Below are 20,766 nucleotides of genomic sequence, written 5' to 3' on the forward strand. Positions count from 1 at the left end.
TGCCGCCGGCGCGTCGGCTATTGTCGACGTATGATTGTGATCGACGACGTCCGCGCCCTGATCGACCGCCTTGCTCCGGCGCAGTTGCGACGACTGCGTCGCCGATCGGCTCGGCCTGTCCGTGCGGCAGCACGCCAACCATAAGACTCGCGAACTGGCCGGCCCCAATGGCGTCGAGCGCCGCAAGGACATTTGCTGGATGTGCTACGGCGAGAAGCTGGTGATCCGGCGGCTGAGGTGCCGGTAAGGCGAGGCAGTGCGGCTCACACGCCGCAAATGAAATAGCACGGGCAATTCGGACAGTAGCGCGGATCGCTTGGCTTGGCGGGAAAATTCCCCGCCTCGATCCCGGCGATCGCATCCCCGAACGCCTTGACCGCCTTGTCCTCCTTACTAGCGGGGAAGTCGCGCGTCACGCCGTCCCCCGGGTAATAGGCCTCGACCGAGATCGCCCGACCCGGAAACCTGCGCCGCGCCGCCAGCAGCATCGCGCCGTAGATCGGATTGTCGCCTTCGCTCTTGGTCTGTCGCCCCGTCCTGATCCGTTGCACGCGGACCACGCCGCCGGTGTCGACCAGACGGTCGGGCTCGATCGTCAAGGTGCGACCGCCGACCGGCAGTTCGAGCGGCCCGTCCGGATAGGCTCCCTGCTCGGCTCCGACGTATGCGGCGTCGTTCAAGACCATGCGGTTTGCGGCCTGGCGGTAGTAGTTCTCGAAGCCGTGACCAACTGGGCCGCGCTCGGCCCATACCACATCTAGCTGCGCCAAAGCCTGCGGCGCGCTCGTCGCAACGCCCTCGCCACGTCGCTGCTCGATCCACGCCAAGGTCCTCCGAACACACCGGTGGAAGTCGAGGAAGGCGGCCCCGTCGGTGCCCGCGCGCAGGCCCATCATTTGCTCGTAGCGGTACCTCGCCGGGCAGCGGATGTAGGTGTCGAGCTCGGTGGCCGAGTAGTTCGTCCGCTTCTCGACCGCGACCGGCGGCCTCGCCGGGGGCTGTGGCACGCTCGATGGCGCCAAACGGGTCCGCGTCAGTATCGCTGAGACCGAGTCTAGGAACTTGGACGCGGAGGCGTTCTGGGACGTGTATTTCTGGGCTCGGGTCAGCGACAGGTGGTCGCGAGCGCGCGAGAGCCCCACGAAGAACAGGCATTCCTCCTCGGCATCATGGTCCTCCTTGCCCATGTTGAGCTGAGGGTACTTGCCGAGCGTGGGCATCCTCGAACCCTTGCGGCTGGCGGGCATGTATTTCGTCGCCAGGGCGGGGAGATGCACCGCGGGGAACTCAAGGCCCTTGCTGCCGTGGATCGTCAGCACCCGGACGGCGTCGATGTCGGTCGCCTCAGCCGAGATCGCGCGGTAGGCGCTGTCCTGGTTGAGCAGCTCGATGCGCCGAATACGCGCCAGCAGGCGGCGGCGGCTCCTGTCGCCCGCCGCATCATGCTCGCCGCACACTTTGAGTAGCTGATAGATCGCGATCAGCTTCTGCCGGTCGGCGGGGTCCGAGCTCCGTACGAGCGGGTCGAGGTAGCCGCCGGTCTCGAACAGCCACCCCGTCAGCATCGTCCAGGGCGTCGTCGTGGCGCCAACGAACGCTAGCTCGCCGCCGAGCCGGGCGAGGCCGAAGCGTCCGCCGTCCGACAGACCTTCAATCTCGGCGACGCTCGACAGCGCGGTTATCACCGGCCGCTTCTGCTCGCGGGCCCAACTTATCACCTTCAAAGTGTCCTGCTCCGTCGCGCCATACGCCGGCAACTGGCCCACCCGGACCAGACCAAGCCCGCCGAACTCGGCGTCGAGGGCGACCAACGACAGCAGGTCCCGGATCTCGCCGCGCTCGAACAGGTCGCCCAGATACAGAAGTGGCACGTTCAGCCGCTCGAGCAGGGACGTCAGGCGGCCAAGCGTAAGGTGGCTGCGAGCGAGTATGGCCTGATCGCGATACGGGACGCCGGCGGCTCTCAGCCCCTCGATCCGGTCGCGTATCGCGCAGGCCTCGTCCTCCAACGTCCCACACACCTCCAGCGTGACCTCGCCGACGGCGCCGCGGTTGGCCTGCCACTGCGATTGCCGGCCGCCGGTCATTCCGCCGGTGAAGGCAGCGAAGGCTCTGACGACTGGCGTTCCAGACCGGTAGTTGATCCCGAGGGTGTGGCGCTTTCCGCCGAACTCGGAAGGAAACCGCTCGACGTTGGATGGCTCCGCACCTCGGAACCGATAGATCGACTGGCGATGGTCGGCCACGACCCAAATGTCGCGGCATTCGCTGGCGAACGCGCGCAGCAGCATCGAGCTCGCGTAATTCACGTCCTGATACTCGTCGACGAGCAGGTGCCGGTAGGACCCAATGACGTCGGCCCGCACCTCATCGTCCGCCAACAGCGCGACGGCATGGCCGATGAGGTCGCCGAAGTCGACAGCGTCCGCCTCGGTGAGCAGCCTCTCGTAGATGACATAGACCTTGCCGACCTCGACCGCCTTCTCGGCTGCCTCCCGGCCCGCATCGTCGACCGCCGCAGCCAGATCCGCGTCGGCCGCGGCCAGATATTCGACCGGACCGATAAGTTCGTCCTTCGCCCGCGAGATCGCGCTCACCACGAAAGCAAGTTCAAGGGCCGGCTCGAACAGGTTCTGGTAGTGCCGGAGTGGAAGCTGCTCGAGGTTGGCCTCCAGCAGCGCCAGGCTTGCAGTCGGGTCGAGAATCTTGACCTTATCGGTCCGGCCGATGCGCCCAGCGAAGCGGGTGACCAGCTCCAGGCCGAAGGCGTGGAACGTCCCGACCCACATCTCGATGGCCGCATCGGCGTCGACCGCCGACAAGCGCTCGCGCATCTCCTCCGCGGCCTTGTTGGAGAAGGTGAGCGCGAGGATCGACGACGCCGCGTCCCCCTTGAGGATGCGCGTGATGCGTTCAACCAAAGTGCGCGTCTTGCCCGTGCCCGGACCGGCGTGGACTAGCAGTGGCCCGTCGTCCCAATCGACGGCGGCCTGCTGATCATCGTCCAGACCATAGACGACCTTCTCGCGCTCCTCGACATCGTGACGGATGAGAGGCGGCAGCAGAAGAGCCCTGATCGCCTGCTGGAGCACGAGGTTGCGCGGCAACCCAACTTCGGTCGCGATCCCGGAAGGCCTGGCACCGGCCAGAAGCCTGTCTCTCAGCCAGTCGGAGGGACAAAGGAACTCGCCCGCGAAGACGTCCGCCTGCACCTCCTTGCGCTCGCGCGAGGAGTATCCGTCGACGCGCGCCCCGCCGCTCTCCACCGGTTCGCCGGAGAGCCGCATCGACACGTCGGTCACGTCGCTCTCGGGATCGGTGTGGAGTCGGAAGTGTCCGAACTCGTGGGCGATGACGACCACCTCGTCCTCCTCGGCCTGGCCGCGCGCGACGTGGACGATGCCGGGACCGCGCTCGAAGAACCCGAGTACATCCTCGCCCGCGCGCGTGCCTGGATCGAACTTGACGATCTGCAGGTCGTGCAGCTCGATCATGGCGTCGATCAGGTTGCGCGCGGTCGGCGCGGCGTTCGTCTTCGCCAACGCGGCGGCGCGGCAGTCTCGCGCGGCGAGCCGGATGTCGCTCCAGGCGTCCATCAGAGATCAGCCAGCCAGTAGTCGATCTCCTCCTGGCTCATGCCGGACGACCTTACGATCTCCTCGAAGGTGCGCTGGTTCGCGACCGGCTGGCCGACGGCCTTAGCGCGCCCCCCGAGCGAGGGAGCCATTGCGACGCGCGCATGCGCCACGTTGAACGCCTCGAGGGATACGCCGAGCTCGCGCGATATCGCGATGGAGAAGCGAGGCCGCGTATCGGACATTCGCCCGGCGAACAGATCCGCCACAACCACGCGCTCTATAGGCAACCTCCGCGCCAGCTGCGGCTGGGACAGTCCGGACCGCTTGAGCATCTCGTTGAGCGTCGGCACCGGAGCGGCAACCGCCTCCGCGGCGCGATCGTCCGCCTCCGCCGCGAACATGGCGGCCTGCACGCGGCTCCCGGCCCGGGCAATCATGTCGTTATCCAGCTCGGCGGCCGCCTCAATGGTGTCGGCCAGCATGGCCAGACGGACGGCTGCATGCTCGCGGATGTCATGCGCTAACTTCGGATGAAGATCCGCCCAGCGCTCCACGTCGGCGCGGGTTGGAATGTCGCATCCCTCGTGGAATGCGATCAGCACTTCATCCCTTTCCTGCTGATTGTCTTCCATCACGAATTTCCGATCTTCTTGGCTAGTTGCTTCTGGACGGCCGCGACCCTGGAAGCGGCGGTGTCTGGGCTGATTCCGAGGATGCTGGCGATCGAGGGACCGTTCTTGCTGCTGCAGGGGAACCCCTGCATGTGGAGCACGAAGGCCGCGCGCTTGTCCTTGTCCCGGATGCTGTCCAGGATGCGCTGCACGTAGACCTCCTGCTCCGCATAAGAGAACAGCTCGGTCTTCGGATCCACCATGCCGCCGGGGTCGTCGACCATGTCCGGACTGCGCTTCATCGCGATGATAGCTTTGCGCGCGTGGTCGATCGAACGCTTGCGGAGCGTGGACTTGAACCACTTCCGCAGACCCTCGCCATCGGCGGCGGTCGGCGACAGTAGCGCATCCACCATAGCGGCGTGCACGTCCTCGACGATGTCGCGGCCCTGGTTGGGGAACGCCGTCGAAGAGATCTCGCCGCGGATCACCTCCAGCATGCGACGGGAGATGAAGCGGATCATCTCGCGCACGAAGTGCTGGTCGACGCCCGCGCGGCGGTAATTAGCCCTGATCGCCCCGACGATCACCCCTTCCGGGAAGCCGGACAGCTGGCCATGCTCGACGACCAGGCGCCAGCTTTGGTGGTCACCCGGCAGCGGAGGCTCATCGTCCGCGTCACCCATCAGTATCTCCTCCATATCTGGATCTCGGAGACAAGGGCGAAGGCTGACGCGGAAAATTGGGAAAAAAGTTCACCCGTCCGATCACGACAGCGTGCATTCGGAATGGAGCTCGGCGCCGACCACAGATTTTGCGATCACGACGAGGTGCGGGTGATGGGTGAAGAACAGCACCTGGGTGCTCCGGGCCACCTCGACCAAGACCCGAAAGCCCGCCTCCGCCCGGCGGTCGTCGAAGTTCACAAATAGGTCGTCGGCGAGGAACGGCAGGGCGACCCCGGCCGCGACCGACTGCTCGAGCGCGGCGAGGCGCAGCGCGAGGAACAACTGGTCGGTGGTGCCCTCGCTCATCGCGTCGACGTCGACCATCGTCCGCATGTCGTCGCGCACGCCCCGGAGCCGGGGGCTGGAGCCGTCGGTGTCCACCTTGAGCGTCGCGTAGCGTCCCGTGGTCAGGGTAGAGAAAAGTTCGCCCGCGCGCAGCAGCAACGGGTCCTGATGCCGCTCGCGATACCTCTCGATAGCCCACTTTAGCGTAACCGCCTGCGTCCGCTTCAGGATGTAGTCCTCGGCGAGGACCTCCAGCTCCGAACGGGCCTGCTCGGCATCGGCCGCTGCGTCGACGGCGGCGGTGCCGCCTGTGTCGAGCGCCGCGAAGGTGGCACGGGCGTCGCCGTGCGCAGTTGCCGCCGCGTCCACCGCCGCGTTTAAGTCATCGAGACGGGCTCCCAGCGTCGCCAGCTGCGACGCGACCTGATCTGGGTCTGTCGCCTGAACCGCGGCGACCAGTGCGTCGAGTCCGAGACCGTCGCCGGCCTCGGTGATCGCACCCTCGGTCGCGGCCACCCCATCGAACAACGCGCGCCTGGCTCTTGAGCGTTCGATCGCCGCGGAGAGCGCAGTCCTATCCGCCGCGCCGGTTTCCGCCAGGAATGGCGCGAGGGCCTCGTCGGTCGCCGTCAGCTTGGCCTGCGCCTCCTGCAGCTCGCCCTGGCGGCGACGGTCCTCCTCGTCCAGCGAACCGTGAAGCGTCTCCGCGATCCGCGCCGCTGCGAGCCGGTCCCGCATCGAGCGGAGACGCTCGGGCACCCCGCCCGCGGCGATGCCGAGCGTGTCGGCGAGCCGTCCCACCGCCGCCGCGTGATCCCGGGTGTCGCGCGCGATGCCATCAATGCGGCGACGAAGGAGCGCTTCGGACGAAGACGCCTCGCGAAGCTCGTCGAGAAGATCGAGCACGGCTCCGCAGGCGGTCACGTCGACGTCCAGACGCGCCTCGGCCAATGCCGCGGCCCACCCTGCGGCAGTCGTCGCCGCCGCGCCTTCCGCCGCGCGGGCCCTTCGGTCGAGCGCAGTGGTCTCGGCGCCGACTTGATCCAGCTCCGCCTGCGCCAGCAGGCGCTTGCGCGAGACTTCCTCGGACGCGGCGCGGCGCGCCTCCGCCCTGACGAGCACGGGCCCGAGCGGACCGGCGGCATCCGTAGTCCCGAGCGCGGCGGCGAGCGCCGATCGCGCCGCATCACGCTTGGCTTCAGACCGCTCGGCCTCCGAGACCAAGCCGCGCAGCTCGGTCTGCGCCGCCTCGCACGCGTCGCGGTCCGCCTGCCAGGAGTTGAACCTGCCAGGCTCCAGTTCAGGCAAGCCGACATCGCCCAGCCGGCGCCGCCAGGTGGCAAGGACCTGGTCGTGACGGTCGCGCGCCGACCGCGCGCGGGCCGTAGCCTGCTCGCCCCCGAGGTCGTGCGACGCCCGCGTTCGCTCCAGTAGGGACAACCGGCTCGATGCGTCGGCGGCCGCGTAGCGTGCGTCCGCCCGCCCGTCCGCCGCCGCGACGCCAGTCTCGAAAGCCGCGACCGCGTCTGCCGGAGACGCGAGGGACGCGCCATCCACGAGGTGGTCGCGGAGCGGCCGCCACAGACGGTCACGCTCGGCTCGCACCTCCAGGATGTTTTCGGCCGACACGGCAGTCCCGGTCGCCAGCTGCGAGATCTCGAGCGCCGCTGCCGAAGACTGGTCCGACGCGCGCTGGGCGGCCTCCTCCTCGCGGCGGATGTCCGCGACCAAGGCCGCCAGGGCTTCGCGCGCCTCCTGGATCTCGGTGGCGTCCACCCTGGGCAGGCGGGCGAGCAAATCTGCATCACCCGTCCACGGCGCGAGCCGGGCAAGCGCGTCGGCGGCCCCGCGCCTGGCGACGTCCAACTTGCCGCGCGCGGCGTCGCAGCGGGAGTCGGCGTCGGCGCCCAGCGCCCGCGCCTCGTCGACGGCTGACTGCAACGCTTCGTCGGCGTCGCCGATTATGTTGGCGGCAAGGGCCGCCTCTGCACGACCCCGCCGCTCATCGATGCGTTGCCGCTCTTCCTGGAGCTGGCGCGCCGCCAGGCGCTGCTCGCCGTCGATACGGGAGAGCTCCCGCAAGCGCGCCGCGAGTTCACGCGGCGGCGCCGCATCGGCGTTCGGGCCAGCCTCGGCGCGGAGTCGGCGGACCGCCGCCGCCGCCTCGGCGTGCTCCGCCTCGAGGCCGACCAGGTCGCGCTTCGCCTTGATCTCGGCGCCCGCCTCAGCGACAAGGCGATCGACCTCTTCCGCCTCCCCGAGCACTTGCGCGTCGGTCGATACGGCGGCACGCCGGTCGGCGACGTCCGCGCGCAGGCTCTCGGCCGCTACCATCGCGCGCACCGCCTCATCCGCCTCACGGATCAGCTCCTCGGCGGCGGTCTCGCGCTGACGCCCGAAGTCTACGACCCCGTCGTAGTCGGCGAGCGCCGCCTTCTGCTCCTCGCGGCGCCGAGCGAGCGGTGCGATACGCCTGACGCGTTCGGCGGACCTGGACTCAGTTTGGACCGCGTCACGGTCGCGGCGCGCCGCTTCCAGTGCCTCGCGCGTCCGCTCCGTGGCGATCCTGGCGTCCGACCAGGCCTTTGGCTTCAACGCGTCATCGCGCACGATCCTCGCGGCCTCCGCAAGCTGGCGCTGGGCCTGCGTGAACGTGCGGCTACCACGGGTGGTCGGGCCCCAGATCGCGTCGGCCTCCGCCTCCAGGCGGCGTAGCTCGTCGGATACCCCGGTCAGGCCAGACCCCGCAGCGAATAGCGTGCGACCGACATCGTTCTTCGCCTCGACTACGGCTTGTCCGCCCAGACGGAGCGCGGCCTGATCCAGACTGAAGGAGAGGCCAAACGTGTCGCGGGTCTGGCCGCGCAACATCGCGGCGAGCGGCCCCTCATCGATAGCGGCGTCGTCGGCACCAAGCAAGGTGACGCCCGTCCCCTTCTTCCGGCGGCAGGCAAGCGTCATGCCGCCGTCCTCCAGCACCGCGCCGACGCGGAGCAGCGAGTAGTCGAACAGAAAGTTGTATGGCGATCGCTGGGGAAAGCCGAAGAGTAGGTCCGAAACCGCGGCCAGCGACGTCGTCTTGCCGGCCTCGTTCTCGCCGTAGATGACGTGGAGGTCGGGACTGCCGATACGGAAGTCCAGCTCGCAGTCCTCGAAACGCCCGTAACGTTCGAGCGAGAGGCGGGAAAACCGCATGCTCAGCCCTCCCTCGTGAGGCGCGACCGTAGCGCGGTCGACGCGGCGGCAAGGACGCCCGCCCAGTCACCCCGCGTAGCCCCCAGCCGCAGTTCGCCATCATTGCGCTCGCCGAGCGAAGTGCTCGCCGCCAGCATGAAGCGCTCGAGGTCGCGACCGATCGCGGCCACGAGGTCGGGATTGGTCGCCGCCCCGTCGATCATGGCGCCAAGGTCATCGCCGACCGCGACCGTCGTCCGCGCCGGTTCGGTCACATCGACCCGGACCTTCTCGACGAACAGGTCCGGGGAGATAGAGGTGGCGATCGCGCGCACGTCGTCGCGCAGCGTCGCGGCACGGTCGCGAAACGCGCCGGCCTCCGCCGTCTCCCCTACGAGCGTCACGCGCACGATCAGCGGCCGACCCGAGGCGTTCGTGCCGTGGAGGCCGACGAGCGCGGACCGCAGCACGTCCTCCGCGTCGTCCATGCCCGCCCCGGCGCAGTTCACGTCGAGACGGGCCCAGCGGATCACGTCAAGCTCGACCCGCTCCACCAACGCGACCTCGCCGTCGGCCACATCGACCAGGACCGCACCCTTGGCACCGGTCTCTCTGATGGTTCGGCCCTGCACGCTGCCGGGGAAGACGACGTAGGGCTCGTCGCTGACGACCTCGAACTCGTGAACATGACCGAGCGCCCAGTAGTTGTAGCCGCGCGACCGCAGGTCCTCGACGCTACAGGGCGCGTAGTCCGCATGGCCCTGCCGCCCGGCCAGGGCCGTGTGGAGCATGCCGATGTTGAAGACGTGCGGCTCGGCCGGCGGATAGGCGAGGACAAGGTTCTCGGTGACGGCCGGCGTCGAGAAGCTCTGGCCATGGACCGCGACGGAGAGGTGAGCGAGGCGGTGCGTCTCGGGCCGCCTCGAACCAAACAGATAGACGTTGGGCGGCCAGGGGACGGTGCGCGAGACCACCGAGGCCGCGTCGTGGTTGCCGGCCAGCAGGAATGCCGGGATGCCCGCCTGGTCGAGCCGCCCCATCGCCTTCGCGAAGTAGAGGCCGGTGCCCATGTCGCGCCAGTCGCCGTCGAAGAGGTCGCCCGCGATCACGACGAAGTCGACCGCCTCGTCGATCGCGAACTGCACGAGGTTATCGAAGGCTGCGCGCGTCGCCGAGCGGATCTCGTCGACGGGCAAGCCCTCGTATCTCGACAGGCCGTGCAGCGGGCTGTCGAGGTGGATGTCGGCTGCGTGCAGGAACCTGAAGCTCGTCAACTCATCCCCCCTGCGCCGGACCGGCCTCGCGTTCGGATGCCGCCAAGCTGACGGAATGTGAGAGCAATTCACCGCCACTTACAAGGCCTGATACTGGTTCGCACCGGATCAGACTCATCCACGGACCGTCGCACGATGGATCAGACGGCCCTCTTCGCCTGGTGGCTCTAGCCGACCGCTACGAATTGCGTGCAGTGAAGGTCTGCGTTCATCAACCCTTTGCGCGCCCTCTATTTGACTACGAATTTCTTGAATCCGTCAGCTCATTGAACGGTGACTAGCGTCCGCTTTCGGGATCACGCCGGCCCCCGTTGAATGACCGTTGTGGGCGCAGAGTTGCCGCAAGCCGTGCGCTATCGACTTCTGAACATGCGCAAACCTGGTCGTTCAAGGGCATAAGGAAACGGGACAGAATAGGCTCATTCCCAAACTGCTTCCAAAATCACCCGCGAGTATCTATCTTGGACTGGGGCGTTAACGCTCACTGCCTCCTCAAAAGGAATGAATGATGCTTGATCGGCATGTTGTACCTGTCGCGAGAAACGGGCGCATGAATCTTCCTTCAGCTCTTCGTGCGAAACTCGACTTGGAAAGCGGCGGCAAGGTCGTCTTTGTCGAAAAAGACGACGGAGAGGTGGAGGTGACAACCCTGCGTCGCTCCCTAAAGCGCGCACAGGATCTGGTGAGGCAATACATACCTGCGGACGTCAATCTTGTGGACGAGGTGATCGCCGATCGTCGCGCGGAAGCCCAACATGAACTGGAAGATGAGGCCTCTTGCAACGATCAGAGCGACCAGATCCAAAAATGAGCGGCTCTGTTCTGGACACCTCGGCAATCATGGCATTCTTGCGCAGCGAAATTGTAGGCGAAGAAGTCGGCCGAATGCTTGAAAATCGGGCGATCGTGTCGACCGTCAACGTGCAGGAGCTTCTGGCGAAACTGATCTCCAAAGGGATGAGCGTGGGCGATGCGCGTCTGACGGTTCGATCCTTGAACCTTGAAGGGCATGATCTCTCTTGGACGCTGGCGGAAAGCGCCGCTGAGATGATCGAGCATACCCAGGCTCACGGGTTGAGTTTGGGCGATCGAAGCTGCCTCGCTCTCGCCCGGGCTTTGAACATGCCAGCGGTCACGGCCGATCGCGCCTGGGCGAACGTAGCGGATGATCTGGGTGTAGACGTCGTCTTGATACGAGGATGAAGACGTGAGCCGAGAGCTTTCGACTCTTGCCCGAAGTTTCGCGAGGCTTATCCAGCTTTCGATGGATCGCATTCTGCACTATTCATCGGTAGTGATGGGGATGGAGTTCCCCCGATAACCGCCATGTTGGCTGATGACTCCTACCGAACGTCGTTTCCGGCGCGGTAGGGTCTTGTCCAGATCCCGGTCGCCCGGCCCGGGGATCATCATGCAAAGCAGCCTTACCTATCTCGTCGTCTTCATCGGAGCCGGATTCGGCGGCGCACTGCGCCACGGCGTCAACGTCGCCTCCTTGCGCGTCTTCGGATCCGGCTTTCCCTTCGGGACGCTCACCGTCAATGTCGTGGGCTCGCTTTCGATGGGCCTGTTGGCGGGGTATTTCGCACTCAGGTCGGAAGCCGGCCAGACGTGGCGGCTGTTGCTTACTACCGGCGTCCTCGGCGGCTTCACGACCTTCTCCACCTTCTCGTTCGACACGGCGCTGCTTTATGAGCGCGGGGAGATCAGCATCGCCGTTCTCTACGTCGCGCTTTCAGTCGGGGCGGCGCTCGTCGGCCTGTTCGCCGGCCTCTTATCATTCGACACTTCGCTTGAAATAGGAGGCCTTCATGCCCTCTCACCTGTCCCGACCTCAATTTCTTGACCTCGCCCGACGAGAGATCGGACCTCTTGCGGCGCTGTTGGTGGCAGCTGCGCTCGTCCTTTCGTTCGGCTATCTCGCGACGGAGGTGCTGGAGGGGGACACCGCAGGCTTCGACCAGGCCGTGGTCCTCGCCATGCGCACCAGCGGCAATCTGGCCGATCCCATCGGCCCCGCCTGGCTCGAAGAAATGGGGCGGGATGTGACGGCGCTCGGCAGCTACGCGTTCCTCGGCTTCGTGTTCTTTTCGGTACTGGGCTATCTCGTCCTGATCCGCAAGCGCTCCGCCGCCCTCCTCATGACGGCCGCGGTACTTGGCGGCGCTGTCCTCAGCACGATCCTCAAACTCGGCATCGATCGCGCCCGTCCCGACCTCGTTCCCCATGCCGCCCGCGTCTTCACCGCCAGCTTTCCGAGCGGCCACGCGACGCTTTCCGCCGTCACCTTCCTGACGCTTGGAGCGCTCCTGACCCGCATGCATGCCGAGCGCCGGATCAAGGTTTACTTTATGGCGCTGGCCGTGATCCTCACCGTCGCCGTCGGCCTCAGCCGGCTTTACCTCGGCGTCCACTATCCGACCGACGTGATCGCCGGATGGGCGGTGGGAGCCGCCTGGGCGATCCTGTGCTGGGTGGCGGCCGTCTGGCTCCAACAGCGGGGCGAGGTGGAAAGGCCCACCGCATCCCACCCCGATCTACGCGAAGCACCTGAGGAAGCCTCATGAAGACGGTTCTCGCATCCTGGCAGTTCTGGGCCCTGCTCTCGGCGGCGTTCGCGGCCTTCACCGCGATTTTCGCCAAGGTCGGGGTCGAGAACGTCAACTCCGACTTCGCCACCTTCATCCGGACCATCGTCATCCTGGCGGTTCTCAGCGCCATTCTGGCGGCGACAAGGCAGTTCCAGTCCTTCGGCACGATCTCCAGCCGGAGCTATCTCTTTCTCGTGCTCTCAGGGATGGCGACGGGCGGCTCCTGGATCTGCTACTTCCGGGCGCTGAAGCTCGGCGACGCCGCGCGGGTCGCACCGATCGACAAATTGAGCGTCGTGCTGGTCACAGTGTTCGGCGTGATCTTTCTCGGGGAGCATCTGTCCTTGCCGAATTGGCTCGGCGTCGCCCTGATCGCGGGGGGCGCGATCCTCGTCGCCTACAAAGGATAGGACATGGAAGCCCCGCCGCCGGATTCAGAGCTGCGCAGGATCGTTCGCCGCGTGGCGGTCCTCAACCTCTCCTATTTCGGCATCGAGTTCGCGGTCGCCCTTGCCATCGGCTCGGTGTCGCTCTTCGCCGACAGCGTGGATTTCCTCGAGGACGCTTCCGTCAACTTCCTGATCCTCATCGCACTCGGATGGTGCGTGGTGCGGCGCGCTCGTGTTGGCATGGCGCTGGCGGGCCTCCTGCTCGTGCCCGGCCTCGCGACCCTCTGGATGGCATGGGAGAAGTTCAACATGCCCGCGCCGCCCGAACCAGTACCGCTAACCCTGACGGGGGCCGGGGCCTGCGCGGTTAATCTCGCCTGCGCCTACATGCTCGCCCGCTATCGCACCCATGGCGGCAGCCTCACTCGCGCGGCCTTTCTCTCCGCTCGAAACGACGTTCTTGCCAACATCGCGATCATCGCGGCGGGACTGGTGACGGCCTTCCTGTGGGCGTCCGCCTGGCCCGACCTGATCGTCGGCCTGGGAATCGCCGCGATGAACGCGGACGCTGCTCGAGAAGTCTGGGAAGCGGCCCGCGAGGAGCATCGATCGGCCGAGGCTTAGAACAATTGGCTGTCGCTAAACTCCTGAAAATTTCGAGTAGCGCTTAAGTTGGCTTGATCTGCCGATGGATGCAGTATTGCGACCCGTACACGCGCTCCAGGGTGCGCTACTCGTCGCGGATCGTGCCGGGCAGCGAGGCCGCGAAAACGGCCCAAAGGCCGAGCGCGGCGGCGGAGCGGCCCGCGATCGCGGCGCCGAGCAATACCAGACCCCAGCCGACGAGCTGGGGATTGCGGCTCACCCGATAGGCTCCGCCGGTTGCGAGCTCGCCCATGCGCGTGCCGGACGTCTCGGGAGGGGCCAGGGTCATTTGCGCGGCGGCATAGAGGGAAGCGCCAGCGCTGGCGAGAATGAGGCCGGTAGCACCGGCTGCCCTCGCGCCGATCGGAAGCGGCCGCGGTTTCCGCCAAGCCGCCACCGCGAGCAGGGCGGCGTGAAGGCCATAGGCCAGGTAGGCCGACGCGGAGGTGGACGGCCGAAGGCGCCCCAACTCCCCATAGTCGTGGCGCGCCCGGCGGCGCGTCGTCGCCGCCAAAGCGAGGACAACGGCCGCACCGGATATGAGCGCGACGGCACGGGCCGGGTCAGCTCTCATCGGCTTGCTCCCGCGCTTCGCCGAGAGCGTCCCAGCCCTGCCAGACGATCACCGGGAGCATGAGCAGCGCCCCGGCTGAGTCCGCCCACCACCAGCCGAAGGCGGCGTTAAGCCCGACGCCGAGGAGCAGCGAGAATGACATCCAGGAGCACACCCAGGTCTCGGCGGCGTCGGCCTGGAGCGCCTTACTGTTCATTTCGCGCCCGGTGCGCTGCTTCGTCCAGGCGAGAGCCGGCATGACGAGGAGGGAGAGCACCGACAGCACGAGGCCGACCATTGACGTGTCGGGTGCCTCGCGAGCCAGCAGCGCCGGGATGCTCTCGAAGAGGATGTAGGCGGCCAGCGCGAAGAACGTGCCCGCCACCACATAGAGCGCGCGGCGTTCGGCCTTGCCGCGCTCGCCGATTTCCGCCTCGGGACCGGCGCTGTAGAGCCGCCAGAGCAAGCCGATCGCGGAGGCAACCTCGATGACGCTGTCCATGCCGAAGGCGATCAGGGCCGTGCTGCCGGAAATAATCCCGGCCCCGATCGCGACCAACGCCTCGACGACGTTCCAGGCGACGGTGAGCCACTCGAGGCGCAGCGCACGCCGGTGTAGCGCCTTGCCATCCATCGTGTTCACGGCCGCCATCAGCGCGCTTCCGGCGGCTCAGCCGGACGATCGGCATGGAAGCGCAGGAGGCGCAGCGCGTTGATCGTGACGAGCACGGTGGCGCCGGTGTCGGCCAGGATCGCCATCCAGAGCGTCGTCGTGCCGGTCAGGGTCGTTATCAGGAAGATGGCCTTCAGCCCGAGCGCGAGTGCGATGTTCTGCCAGATGTTGCCGAGCGTCGCGCGCGACAGCTCGACCAGCTCGGCCACGCCCGTGACGCGGTTCTTGAGCAAAGCGGCATCCGCCGTTTCCAGCGCAACGTCGGTGCCGCCGCCCATGGCAATGCCGACCGAGGCAGCGGCCAGCGCCGGCGCATCGTTGATGCCATCGCCCACCATTGCGATGCCGCCCTGCGCCTTCAGCACGCCGATCTCGGCGAGCTTGGCATCCGGCAGCAGTTCGGCTTTTGCCTCCAGGCCAAGGCTATCAGCGATCGCGGCGGCGGTGCGCCGATTGTCGCCGGTCAGCATGACGGTGCGGACGCCAAGCGCATTGAGGCGGGCCACGCCTGCGGCCGCGTCCTCGCGGGGCTCGTCGCGCAGGGCGACGACGCCAAGGATTCGCTTGCCGCCGAGAACCACCACAGCCGTCTTGCCCTCGGCCTCCAAAGAAACAAGCCGGGCACGGATCGCCTCGGGCACCTCGCCCTGCTCGGCGGCATAGCGCGGCGAGCCGACCGAGACGAAGCCTTCGCGCAGGCGCGCCGTCACGGTCTTACCGGGGATCGCCATCGCCCCGCCGAACACCTTCGGCAGTTCGAGGCCGCGCGCCTCGGCCGCCTCTACGATGGCGGCGCCAAGCGGGTGGCTGGACCCGCGCTCGACGGCCGCGGCCTTGGCCAGGATTTCGGCCTCGTCGCCCTCCACGGCGATCACGTCCGTGATCCGCGGACGTCCAATCGTCAGAGTGCCCGTCTTGTCGAATGCGACGGTGCGCACCTTGCCCAGGGTCTCCAGCGCCGCGCCGCCCTTGATCAGGAGCCCGCGCCGGGCCCCGGCGGCAAGGCCGGAGGCGATCGCCGCCGGGGTGGAGATTACAAGAGCGCAGGGGCAGGCGATGAGCAGCGTCGCCAGCCCGCGATAGACCCAGGTCGACCACTCCGCTCCGAATAGGAGCGGCGGCACGACCATGATCAGGGCCGCTACCAGCATGGCCGCAGGCGTGTAAACGGCGCTGAACCGGTCGATGAAGCGGGCCGTTGGCGCCTTCGAGCCTTGCGCCTCCTCGACGAGGTGAATGATGCGGGCGATCGTGTTGTCGGCGGCCGTGCGGGTGATGCGCACGCGCAGCACGCCATTGGCGTTGATGCTGCCGGCATAAACGGTGCTACCCGCCTCCTTCAGCACCGGGACGGACTCACCCGTGACCGGCGCCTCGTCCATCTCGGACATGCCATCGATCACCTCGCCGTCCGAGGGCACGCGATCACCGGGCCGCACCACGACGATATCGCCGATGCCGAGCCGTTCGACCGGAACCTCCGAGACGGCGCCACCCTGCTCAAGGCGCGCGACGCGCGGCACGAGGTTCATCAGCGCCTCGATTCCGGCGCGTGCCCGGCCAGCGGCGACGTTCTCAAGCAGCTCGCCCACGGCGAAGAGGAAGACAACAACCGCCGCCTCCGCGCCCTCGCCGATCGCGATGGCGCCGATCGCGGCGACGGTCATCAGGGTTTCGATGCTGAAGGGCGTGCCGTGGCGTGCTCCGGCGACAGCACGCCGGGCAATCGGGACCAGGCCGAGCAGCGCCGCGGCCACATAGGCCCATTCCGCTAGATCGGGCGCGACCGCCGCGACGATGAAGGCCAGGATGAGGACAGCGCCGGTGCCAAGAACAAGCTGCCCTTTGCGCGTCCGCCACCAAGCTCCATCGGCGACCGTCGATGGAGCTTCAAAAGCGGGACGGTCGGCCGACGTCTGAGCGTCGAGTGAATGCGGAGCGTAGCCGAGGGAACGGATGCGCTCCTCGATTGCCTTGCGCGAGGTGCGGTCCTCATCGAAGACGAGGGAAAGCCGTTCCAGCCCGACATTGACATTGATGTCGCTGACGCCGGGCAGGCGCTTCAGTCCGTTTTCGACCTTCAGAGCGCAGGCTCCGCAATCCATGCCTTCGACACGGAACTTGAGTTGGGTGGCGGCCTCGGCTGCCATGGTGTCACCTCGACTTCTTCGATGTCAGATCGTATATGCACCCTGTAGCAACTACAGGGTCAAGGTCATGGCGCGCAAAAACCTCGCTATCGGGGATCTCGCAAAGGCGACGTCCACGAAGGTGGAGACGATCCGCTATTACGAGCGGATCTCGCTCCTGCCGGCGCCGGAGCGCACGGCTGGCAACTACCGCAGCTACTCGGCCGTCCATTTGGGCCGCCTCAGTTTCATCCGCCGGGCGCGCGATCTCGGCTTCTCCATCGATCAGGTTCGTGACCTTCTCGGGCTGTCGGACCAGCGCGACCGTCCCTGCGAGGCGGTCGATGCGATCGCGCGCGAGCACCTGACCGAGGTGAAGCGCAAGATCCGGGATCTTCAGGCTCTACGCCGGGAGCTGGACAGCTTTCTCAGCCAATGCAGCCGCGGCACGGTCGCCGAGTGCCAGATCATCGAGGCGCTGTCGCCGAGCGCAACACTGAGGGGGCATCCGCACTCCAGAGACTGAGTAAAACGAGTGTGGCTCGCTCTCGCCCATCAGCTTAGCGACGCAGCAGGTCCTCCTGTCAGATCCGGCCTCACGTTGCTGATGATAAAGCGGCTCCGCGGCAGAGCAGGGAGCCTCGAATAATCGATCCGCAGGTTCTGCTCCGGCACGTCGTATCGGATGCGCCTGGACAATGTCTTAGAGGCGAGTTTCATCAGCTCGATCGTGATCCACTCGCCCGGGCATCGGTGGTGAACGTGGAATTCGCCGCCACCTTGAGGAATGAAGCTGAAGGGGCTCCGGTCCCAATCGCGAAACCGCTCGGGCTGAAACGCCTCGGGCGATTCCCATGACCGGGCATCACGGTCCGTCCCGTACAGGTCCAGGAGAACACGGCGTCCTTTCGGGAATGGATATCCGTTCCATTCGAACTCGCGGCGCACCCGTGCCGCGACAGCGGGGAAGAAAGGATAAAATCGCCGGACCTCCTGCACGAAGGATTCGGTGTAACTGGCATTATCATCGGCTTGGAGCTTGCGCCGGCATTCGGGATGGCGATGCAGAGCGTGGGCGGCGAAGGTGATATAGACGCCGACGGCTACGATCGGTCTGATCACATTGAGGAGTTCCACGGCAGCGACGTGAGGCGTCAGCAGCTCGCCCTCAAGATCCCGGTGCCATGCGATGACATGGGCGGCAGACTGCTCTGGGGGATGAATTCGTGCGTCGCGAATGTCGCCGATGATGCTCTCGATCCAGCGGTTGCTCCGCTTGCGCGCTAGGCGAGCCCACCAGTGTTTCGGTCCGGCAGATCCGGCATAGTCGAATAGCGCGGTGATCTCCCGCGTTCGCTGCTCGACCTCCGGCTCCGCGAGCGGCACTCCGGCCCAGGCGCAGGCCGCGCGTGTCAGAAGGACGTGCAGCTCGTCATAGAGAACCACCTCGCCCTTCAACGACCAGGTGCGAGCGCAGGCATCCCACTCCTCGGCTGTTCTCGCTATCAGCGATGCGATCCGCTCTGGGCTCATCAGCGACATGAACATCTGCTTGCGGTGTCTGTGGGCCTCATCGTCGAGGCCTTGCACGCCGCCTTTGCCGAGCAACGTCTTCTGAATGCGCCCGACCATGGCGCCACGCCGGATGAATCGGCTTTCATCGTAGAAGAGTCGAGCCGCTTCCGGGCCAGTCATACAGGTTGCCCTTTGCAGCATCAGCCGCGTTTCGAACAGGTCTGACCCATACTCTCGGCACCGCTTCGAGATGAACCGATAGGGATCATTGATGAGGGCCAGAGTGGCATCCGGCATTCTGGTGCGAGGGACTTCAGGCATCCGTTGCGGCTTTCGTTTCTTCACGTGCCAAGACACTCTCGATGAGCAGTAACCCGACGCCGCTGACGATCGCCACGTCGGCAAAATTGAATGCGGGCCAGTGATAGGCGCCCACGTAGAAGTCCAAAAAGTCCGTCACCGCGCCATGCCTCAGCCGGTCGAGCAGGTTACCAAGCGCACCGCCCACGACGAGGCCGAGGGCGATTGCCGTCAGGCGGCTGTCGGTGCGCGTCATCCAAACCAAGAGCCCCGCTACCATCGGCAGTATGAACGCCATCAGGAGCCAAGCCGGTGCTTCGCCGAACAAACCGAAGCTCACGCCGGTGTTAAAGCCTAGCACGAGATTGAAGAAGCCGGTGACGGGGATGACCCGCGGCGGTTCCATGACGTGGTTCAGGATCCACCACTTCGTCGCCTGATCGAAGAGGAAGCTGAGAAGGGTGAGAGGAAGGCCGAGCTTGAGCATGCCGCGGAAGTGCTCCTTAGATAATCAACTCAGCCGATCTGGCCGAGGGCGGGGAAGATCGCGAGAAGCCAAAACGCAAAGAGCGTGAGGTGACCCGTGATCATGGCGATACCCATCAACACCATCACCCCGCCTGCCATGATTTTCAGGACACGACCGGTTCGACGCATGGCCTTCATCTTCGCCATGAACCCGCGCATGAAGAGCGCGGCCAGGATGAAGGGCAGGCCCAAGCCGAGCGAATAAACGGCCAGCAAGGCCGTTCCGCTTCCGGCCGTCGCATTAGCGGCCGACAGCGCCAGGATCGCGCCCAACACCGGTCCAATGCACGGGGTCCAGCCGAAGGCGAAGGCCAGACCGAGGAGATAGGCGGCCCAAGGGCCGCCGCTGCTCGGGCTCGCATGGACCCTCAGGTCACGGTCGAGCCAGGGCATCGGCACGAGACCCGTCGTGAACAGGCCGAAGACGATGACGATCGCGCCCCCGATCAGGTTCGCCTCGTAGAGATGCGTGCGAAGGAGCCCGCTCATGGCCGTCGCACTGGCGCCCAGTAGGACGAATACGGTCGAGAACCCCAGCACGAAGCAGAGGCTCAGGCCGAAGGTCCGAACTGCGGCCGTGAAGGTGGTCTCGGTTGTGAGCCCGTCCGGGCTGATTGTGCGCCCGGCGACATAGGAGACGTAGCCGGGCACCAGCGGCAGCACGCAAGGGGACAGAAAGGACACAACGCCGGCGGCGAAGGCCGTCGCAATCCCAATACTGGAGATCTCCATCAAACCAGCTCCAGCACCCAGACCACCACCACGCCGACATAGACGAAGTAGGCGCCCAGCAGGGTCAGCACTTGCCAGCGGCGAAAGCCTGGCTCTGGCCCTCCCCAGCGGATGAACGCGGCATAAAGCAGGGGCATCAGAGCAACGAAGACGAAGCTCACCCAGACCAGCCGGAAATTGTCGATCGGCGTCACGACCAGCGCCAGAGGCAGAAAGCCGACCGTCATGGTCACGGCGTGATCGCCGATGATGTTGGTGAGCGCCGGCGTGATCTGGCCGCTGCGGGAAAGCTTCCACGAGGCGAAGATTTCCGGGAGGGCCGCCAAAGGCGCAGTGATGAACAGGCCGCCGATGATTGGTGAGATGCCGAACGCCTTGACCAGGTTCTGCGTCGAGATGACGGTGAAGTAGGCGCCGAGCGCGAGAACCCCGACACCGGCCACCGCCAGCCAAATCCCCTTCCGCGACCATTCGACCTGTTCGGCTTCACCGCGGCCGCGAAGGAACGCTTGGCCGGCATAGGCGATATAGGCGGCGAGCAGGATCCAGCCGTCGATCGGCTGCAAGCCCTGCCATGGTGAGGGAAGGATCAGAACGGCGGCGAGTGCTAGGATGCCGAGATACGGGAGCGCCTGCACGGTCACGGCGCTCGGATCAACGCGCAGCAGATGCTCCCGGAGATGCCTTTGATGACCCGGATCGTCGGGAATGTCGCGCTTGCGCGTTGCGAGATAGCCGACCGAGACGAGCGCCGGAATGCCGATGACGGTCGAGCCAAGCATCGCCCCCAAACCGATGTCGGACACACCCCGCACGGCGCTGGTGATGTTCACGCCGACCTCAGGGCTTGCGGTGGCGATCCCGATCACCGAGCCGCCCGCCGCGGCTGACAGTCCCCACTGCTTGCGCAGTTTTCGAAGAGGCTCGGCGAGATGATCCGAGCCCCACTCCGCAGCGAAAACAGCAGCCAGCAGCACCGCCGCCCAGATCCAGGTGCTCATGCTTCCCCCAGGCAGACGGCTCGGGCCCTACGGATGGGGGATGTTCGATCCGCGAGGTTT

The 20,766-nt window shown here is 66.4% G+C and carries 19 protein-coding genes and 1 riboswitch; of the genes, 7 read left to right on the forward strand and 12 right to left on the reverse strand.

The window, feature by feature from the left end; translation table 11 throughout:
• Positions 1–263 precede the first annotated feature (263 nt).
• The 5 genes from GTK09_RS20235 to GTK09_RS20255 all read right to left on the reverse strand — a co-directional run bounded on the left by GTK09_RS20235 (position 264) and on the right by GTK09_RS20255 (position 9,650).
• Complete coding sequence (locus GTK09_RS20235; protein ID WP_163465236.1) at positions 264–3,596, reverse strand: UvrD-helicase domain-containing protein; 3,333 nt, start codon at positions 3,594–3,596, stop codon at positions 264–266.
• Entirely contained in the window at positions 3,596–4,210 is a 615-nt protein-coding gene (locus GTK09_RS20240) for a helix-turn-helix domain-containing protein (RefSeq protein ID WP_163465237.1), read from the reverse strand. The genes GTK09_RS20235 and GTK09_RS20240 overlap by 1 nt, the downstream gene beginning before the upstream one ends.
• Entirely contained in the window at positions 4,210–4,875 is a 666-nt protein-coding gene (locus GTK09_RS20245; protein WP_163465238.1) for an RNA polymerase sigma factor, read from the reverse strand. The genes GTK09_RS20240 and GTK09_RS20245 overlap by 1 nt, the downstream gene beginning before the upstream one ends.
• 81 nt (positions 4,876–4,956) lie before the next feature.
• Positions 4,957–8,397 carry a YhaN family protein gene (locus GTK09_RS20250; protein WP_163465239.1) on the reverse strand — a complete coding sequence of 1,147 codons (3,441 nt, stop codon included), beginning with the start codon at positions 8,395–8,397 and terminating at the stop codon, positions 4,957–4,959.
• 2 nt (positions 8,398–8,399) lie between these two features.
• Complete coding sequence (locus GTK09_RS20255; RefSeq protein ID WP_203561131.1) at positions 8,400–9,650, reverse strand: metallophosphoesterase family protein; 1,251 nt, start codon at positions 9,648–9,650, stop codon at positions 8,400–8,402.
• Positions 9,651–10,155: 505 nt separating this feature from the next.
• Between GTK09_RS20255 and GTK09_RS20260 the strand changes: the two genes are divergently transcribed.
• The 6 genes from GTK09_RS20260 (at position 10,156) to GTK09_RS20285 (ending at position 13,254) form a co-directional block, all read left to right on the forward strand.
• Positions 10,156–10,461, forward strand: a complete 306-nt coding sequence (locus GTK09_RS20260) for an AbrB/MazE/SpoVT family DNA-binding domain-containing protein (RefSeq protein ID WP_203561132.1) — start codon at positions 10,156–10,158, stop codon at positions 10,459–10,461.
• The gene (locus GTK09_RS20265) at positions 10,458–10,853 is read left to right on the forward strand and encodes a type II toxin-antitoxin system VapC family toxin (RefSeq protein WP_163465240.1); all 396 of its coding nucleotides are present in this window, start codon (positions 10,458–10,460) and stop codon (positions 10,851–10,853) included. The genes GTK09_RS20260 and GTK09_RS20265 overlap by 4 nt, the downstream gene beginning before the upstream one ends.
• Positions 10,854–10,940: 87 nt before the next feature.
• Positions 10,941–11,003, forward strand: a riboswitch (Fluoride riboswitch).
• Positions 11,004–11,061: 58 nt separating this feature from the next.
• A complete protein-coding gene (gene crcB / locus GTK09_RS20270; protein ID WP_163465241.1) occupies positions 11,062–11,496 on the forward strand; it encodes a fluoride efflux transporter CrcB in 435 nt (144 codons plus the stop codon).
• Entirely contained in the window at positions 11,462–12,217 is a 756-nt protein-coding gene (locus tag GTK09_RS20275; RefSeq protein WP_163465242.1) for a phosphatase PAP2 family protein, read from the forward strand. The genes crcB and GTK09_RS20275 overlap by 35 nt, the downstream gene beginning before the upstream one ends.
• The gene (locus GTK09_RS20280) at positions 12,214–12,651 is read left to right on the forward strand and encodes an EamA family transporter (protein WP_163465243.1); all 438 of its coding nucleotides are present in this window, start codon (positions 12,214–12,216) and stop codon (positions 12,649–12,651) included. Before GTK09_RS20275 ends, GTK09_RS20280 begins: the two co-directional genes overlap by 4 nt.
• Before the next feature lie 3 nt (positions 12,652–12,654).
• The gene (locus tag GTK09_RS20285) at positions 12,655–13,254 is read left to right on the forward strand and encodes a cation efflux transmembrane domain-containing protein (protein ID WP_163465244.1); all 600 of its coding nucleotides are present in this window, start codon (positions 12,655–12,657) and stop codon (positions 13,252–13,254) included.
• Positions 13,255–13,360: 106 nt separating this feature from the next.
• Here GTK09_RS20285 and GTK09_RS20290 read toward each other — a convergent pair whose 3' ends face one another.
• Genes GTK09_RS20290 through GTK09_RS20300 form a run of 3 tightly spaced genes read right to left on the reverse strand, consistent with a single transcriptional unit; the run spans position 13,361 to position 16,651 of the window.
• A complete protein-coding gene (locus tag GTK09_RS20290; RefSeq protein ID WP_163465245.1) occupies positions 13,361–13,849 on the reverse strand; it encodes a methyltransferase in 489 nt (162 codons plus the stop codon).
• Positions 13,839–14,480 (reverse strand): cation diffusion facilitator family transporter, encoded by a 642-nt coding sequence (locus GTK09_RS20295; protein ID WP_203561133.1) that lies wholly within the window; start codon positions 14,478–14,480, stop codon positions 13,839–13,841. Before GTK09_RS20295 ends, GTK09_RS20290 begins: the two co-directional genes overlap by 11 nt.
• Positions 14,480–16,651, reverse strand: coding sequence for a heavy metal translocating P-type ATPase (locus tag GTK09_RS20300; protein ID WP_163465246.1), 2,172 nt, complete (start codon positions 16,649–16,651; stop codon positions 14,480–14,482). Before GTK09_RS20300 ends, GTK09_RS20295 begins: the two co-directional genes overlap by 1 nt.
• Before the next feature lie 67 nt (positions 16,652–16,718).
• Between GTK09_RS20300 and GTK09_RS20305 the strand changes: the two genes are divergently transcribed.
• Positions 16,719–17,156: a MerR family transcriptional regulator gene (locus GTK09_RS20305; protein ID WP_163465247.1), complete on the forward strand. Its 438-nt coding sequence runs from the start codon at positions 16,719–16,721 to the stop codon at positions 17,154–17,156.
• 29 nt (positions 17,157–17,185) lie between these two features.
• Here GTK09_RS20305 and GTK09_RS20310 read toward each other — a convergent pair whose 3' ends face one another.
• Genes GTK09_RS20310 through GTK09_RS20325 form a run of 4 tightly spaced genes read right to left on the reverse strand, consistent with a single transcriptional unit; the run spans position 17,186 to position 20,706 of the window.
• Positions 17,186–18,466, reverse strand: coding sequence for a cytochrome P450 (locus GTK09_RS20310; RefSeq protein ID WP_163465248.1), 1,281 nt, complete (start codon positions 18,464–18,466; stop codon positions 17,186–17,188).
• On the reverse strand, positions 18,459–18,932 hold the full coding sequence (gene lspA, locus GTK09_RS20315; RefSeq protein ID WP_163465249.1) for a signal peptidase II: 474 nt from the start codon (positions 18,930–18,932) through the stop codon (positions 18,459–18,461). Before lspA ends, GTK09_RS20310 begins: the two co-directional genes overlap by 8 nt.
• A 29-nt stretch (positions 18,933–18,961) precedes the next feature.
• Positions 18,962–19,705, reverse strand: coding sequence for a cytochrome c biogenesis CcdA family protein (locus GTK09_RS20320; protein WP_163465287.1), 744 nt, complete (start codon positions 19,703–19,705; stop codon positions 18,962–18,964).
• Positions 19,705–20,706 (reverse strand): sodium:calcium antiporter, encoded by a 1,002-nt coding sequence (locus GTK09_RS20325; protein ID WP_163465250.1) that lies wholly within the window; start codon positions 20,704–20,706, stop codon positions 19,705–19,707. Before GTK09_RS20325 ends, GTK09_RS20320 begins: the two co-directional genes overlap by 1 nt.
• Between the last annotated feature and the right edge of the window lie 60 nt (positions 20,707–20,766).

Origin of the sequence: Jiella pacifica (genome assembly GCF_010500815.1) — a bacterium.
Taxonomy (GTDB): Bacteria; Pseudomonadota; Alphaproteobacteria; order Rhizobiales; family Rhizobiaceae; genus Jiella; species Jiella pacifica.

What these genes read in the sequence shown, in the direction of transcription:
- GTK09_RS20235 (WP_163465236.1), bottom strand. Translation starts at nt 3,596, where the DNA reads ATGGACGCCTGGAGCGACATCCGGCTCGCCGCGCGAGACTGCCGCGCC.
- GTK09_RS20240 (WP_163465237.1), bottom strand. Translation starts at nt 4,210, where the DNA reads ATGGAAGACAATCAGCAGGAAAGGGATGAAGTGCTGATCGCATTCCAC.
- GTK09_RS20245 (WP_163465238.1), bottom strand. Translation starts at nt 4,875, where the DNA reads ATGGGTGACGCGGACGATGAGCCTCCGCTGCCGGGTGACCACCAAAGC.
- GTK09_RS20250 (WP_163465239.1), bottom strand. Translation starts at nt 8,397, where the DNA reads ATGCGGTTTTCCCGCCTCTCGCTCGAACGTTACGGGCGTTTCGAGGAC.
- GTK09_RS20260 (WP_203561132.1), top strand. Translation starts at nt 10,156, where the DNA reads ATGATGCTTGATCGGCATGTTGTACCTGTCGCGAGAAACGGGCGCATG.
- GTK09_RS20265 (WP_163465240.1), top strand. Translation starts at nt 10,458, where the DNA reads ATGAGCGGCTCTGTTCTGGACACCTCGGCAATCATGGCATTCTTGCGC.
- crcB (WP_163465241.1), top strand. Translation starts at nt 11,062, where the DNA reads ATGCAAAGCAGCCTTACCTATCTCGTCGTCTTCATCGGAGCCGGATTC.
- GTK09_RS20275 (WP_163465242.1), top strand. Translation starts at nt 11,462, where the DNA reads ATGCCCTCTCACCTGTCCCGACCTCAATTTCTTGACCTCGCCCGACGA.
- GTK09_RS20280 (WP_163465243.1), top strand. Translation starts at nt 12,214, where the DNA reads ATGAAGACGGTTCTCGCATCCTGGCAGTTCTGGGCCCTGCTCTCGGCG.
- GTK09_RS20285 (WP_163465244.1), top strand. Translation starts at nt 12,655, where the DNA reads ATGGAAGCCCCGCCGCCGGATTCAGAGCTGCGCAGGATCGTTCGCCGC.
- GTK09_RS20290 (WP_163465245.1), bottom strand. Translation starts at nt 13,849, where the DNA reads ATGAGAGCTGACCCGGCCCGTGCCGTCGCGCTCATATCCGGTGCGGCC.
- GTK09_RS20295 (WP_203561133.1), bottom strand. Translation starts at nt 14,480, where the DNA reads ATGGCGGCCGTGAACACGATGGATGGCAAGGCGCTACACCGGCGTGCG.
- GTK09_RS20300 (WP_163465246.1), bottom strand. Translation starts at nt 16,651, where the DNA reads ATGGCAGCCGAGGCCGCCACCCAACTCAAGTTCCGTGTCGAAGGCATG.
- GTK09_RS20305 (WP_163465247.1), top strand. Translation starts at nt 16,719, where the DNA reads ATGGCGCGCAAAAACCTCGCTATCGGGGATCTCGCAAAGGCGACGTCC.
- GTK09_RS20310 (WP_163465248.1), bottom strand. Translation starts at nt 18,466, where the DNA reads ATGCCTGAAGTCCCTCGCACCAGAATGCCGGATGCCACTCTGGCCCTC.
- lspA (WP_163465249.1), bottom strand. Translation starts at nt 18,932, where the DNA reads ATGCTCAAGCTCGGCCTTCCTCTCACCCTTCTCAGCTTCCTCTTCGAT.
- GTK09_RS20320 (WP_163465287.1), bottom strand. Translation starts at nt 19,705, where the DNA reads ATGGAGATCTCCAGTATTGGGATTGCGACGGCCTTCGCCGCCGGCGTT.
- GTK09_RS20325 (WP_163465250.1), bottom strand. Translation starts at nt 20,706, where the DNA reads ATGAGCACCTGGATCTGGGCGGCGGTGCTGCTGGCTGCTGTTTTCGCT.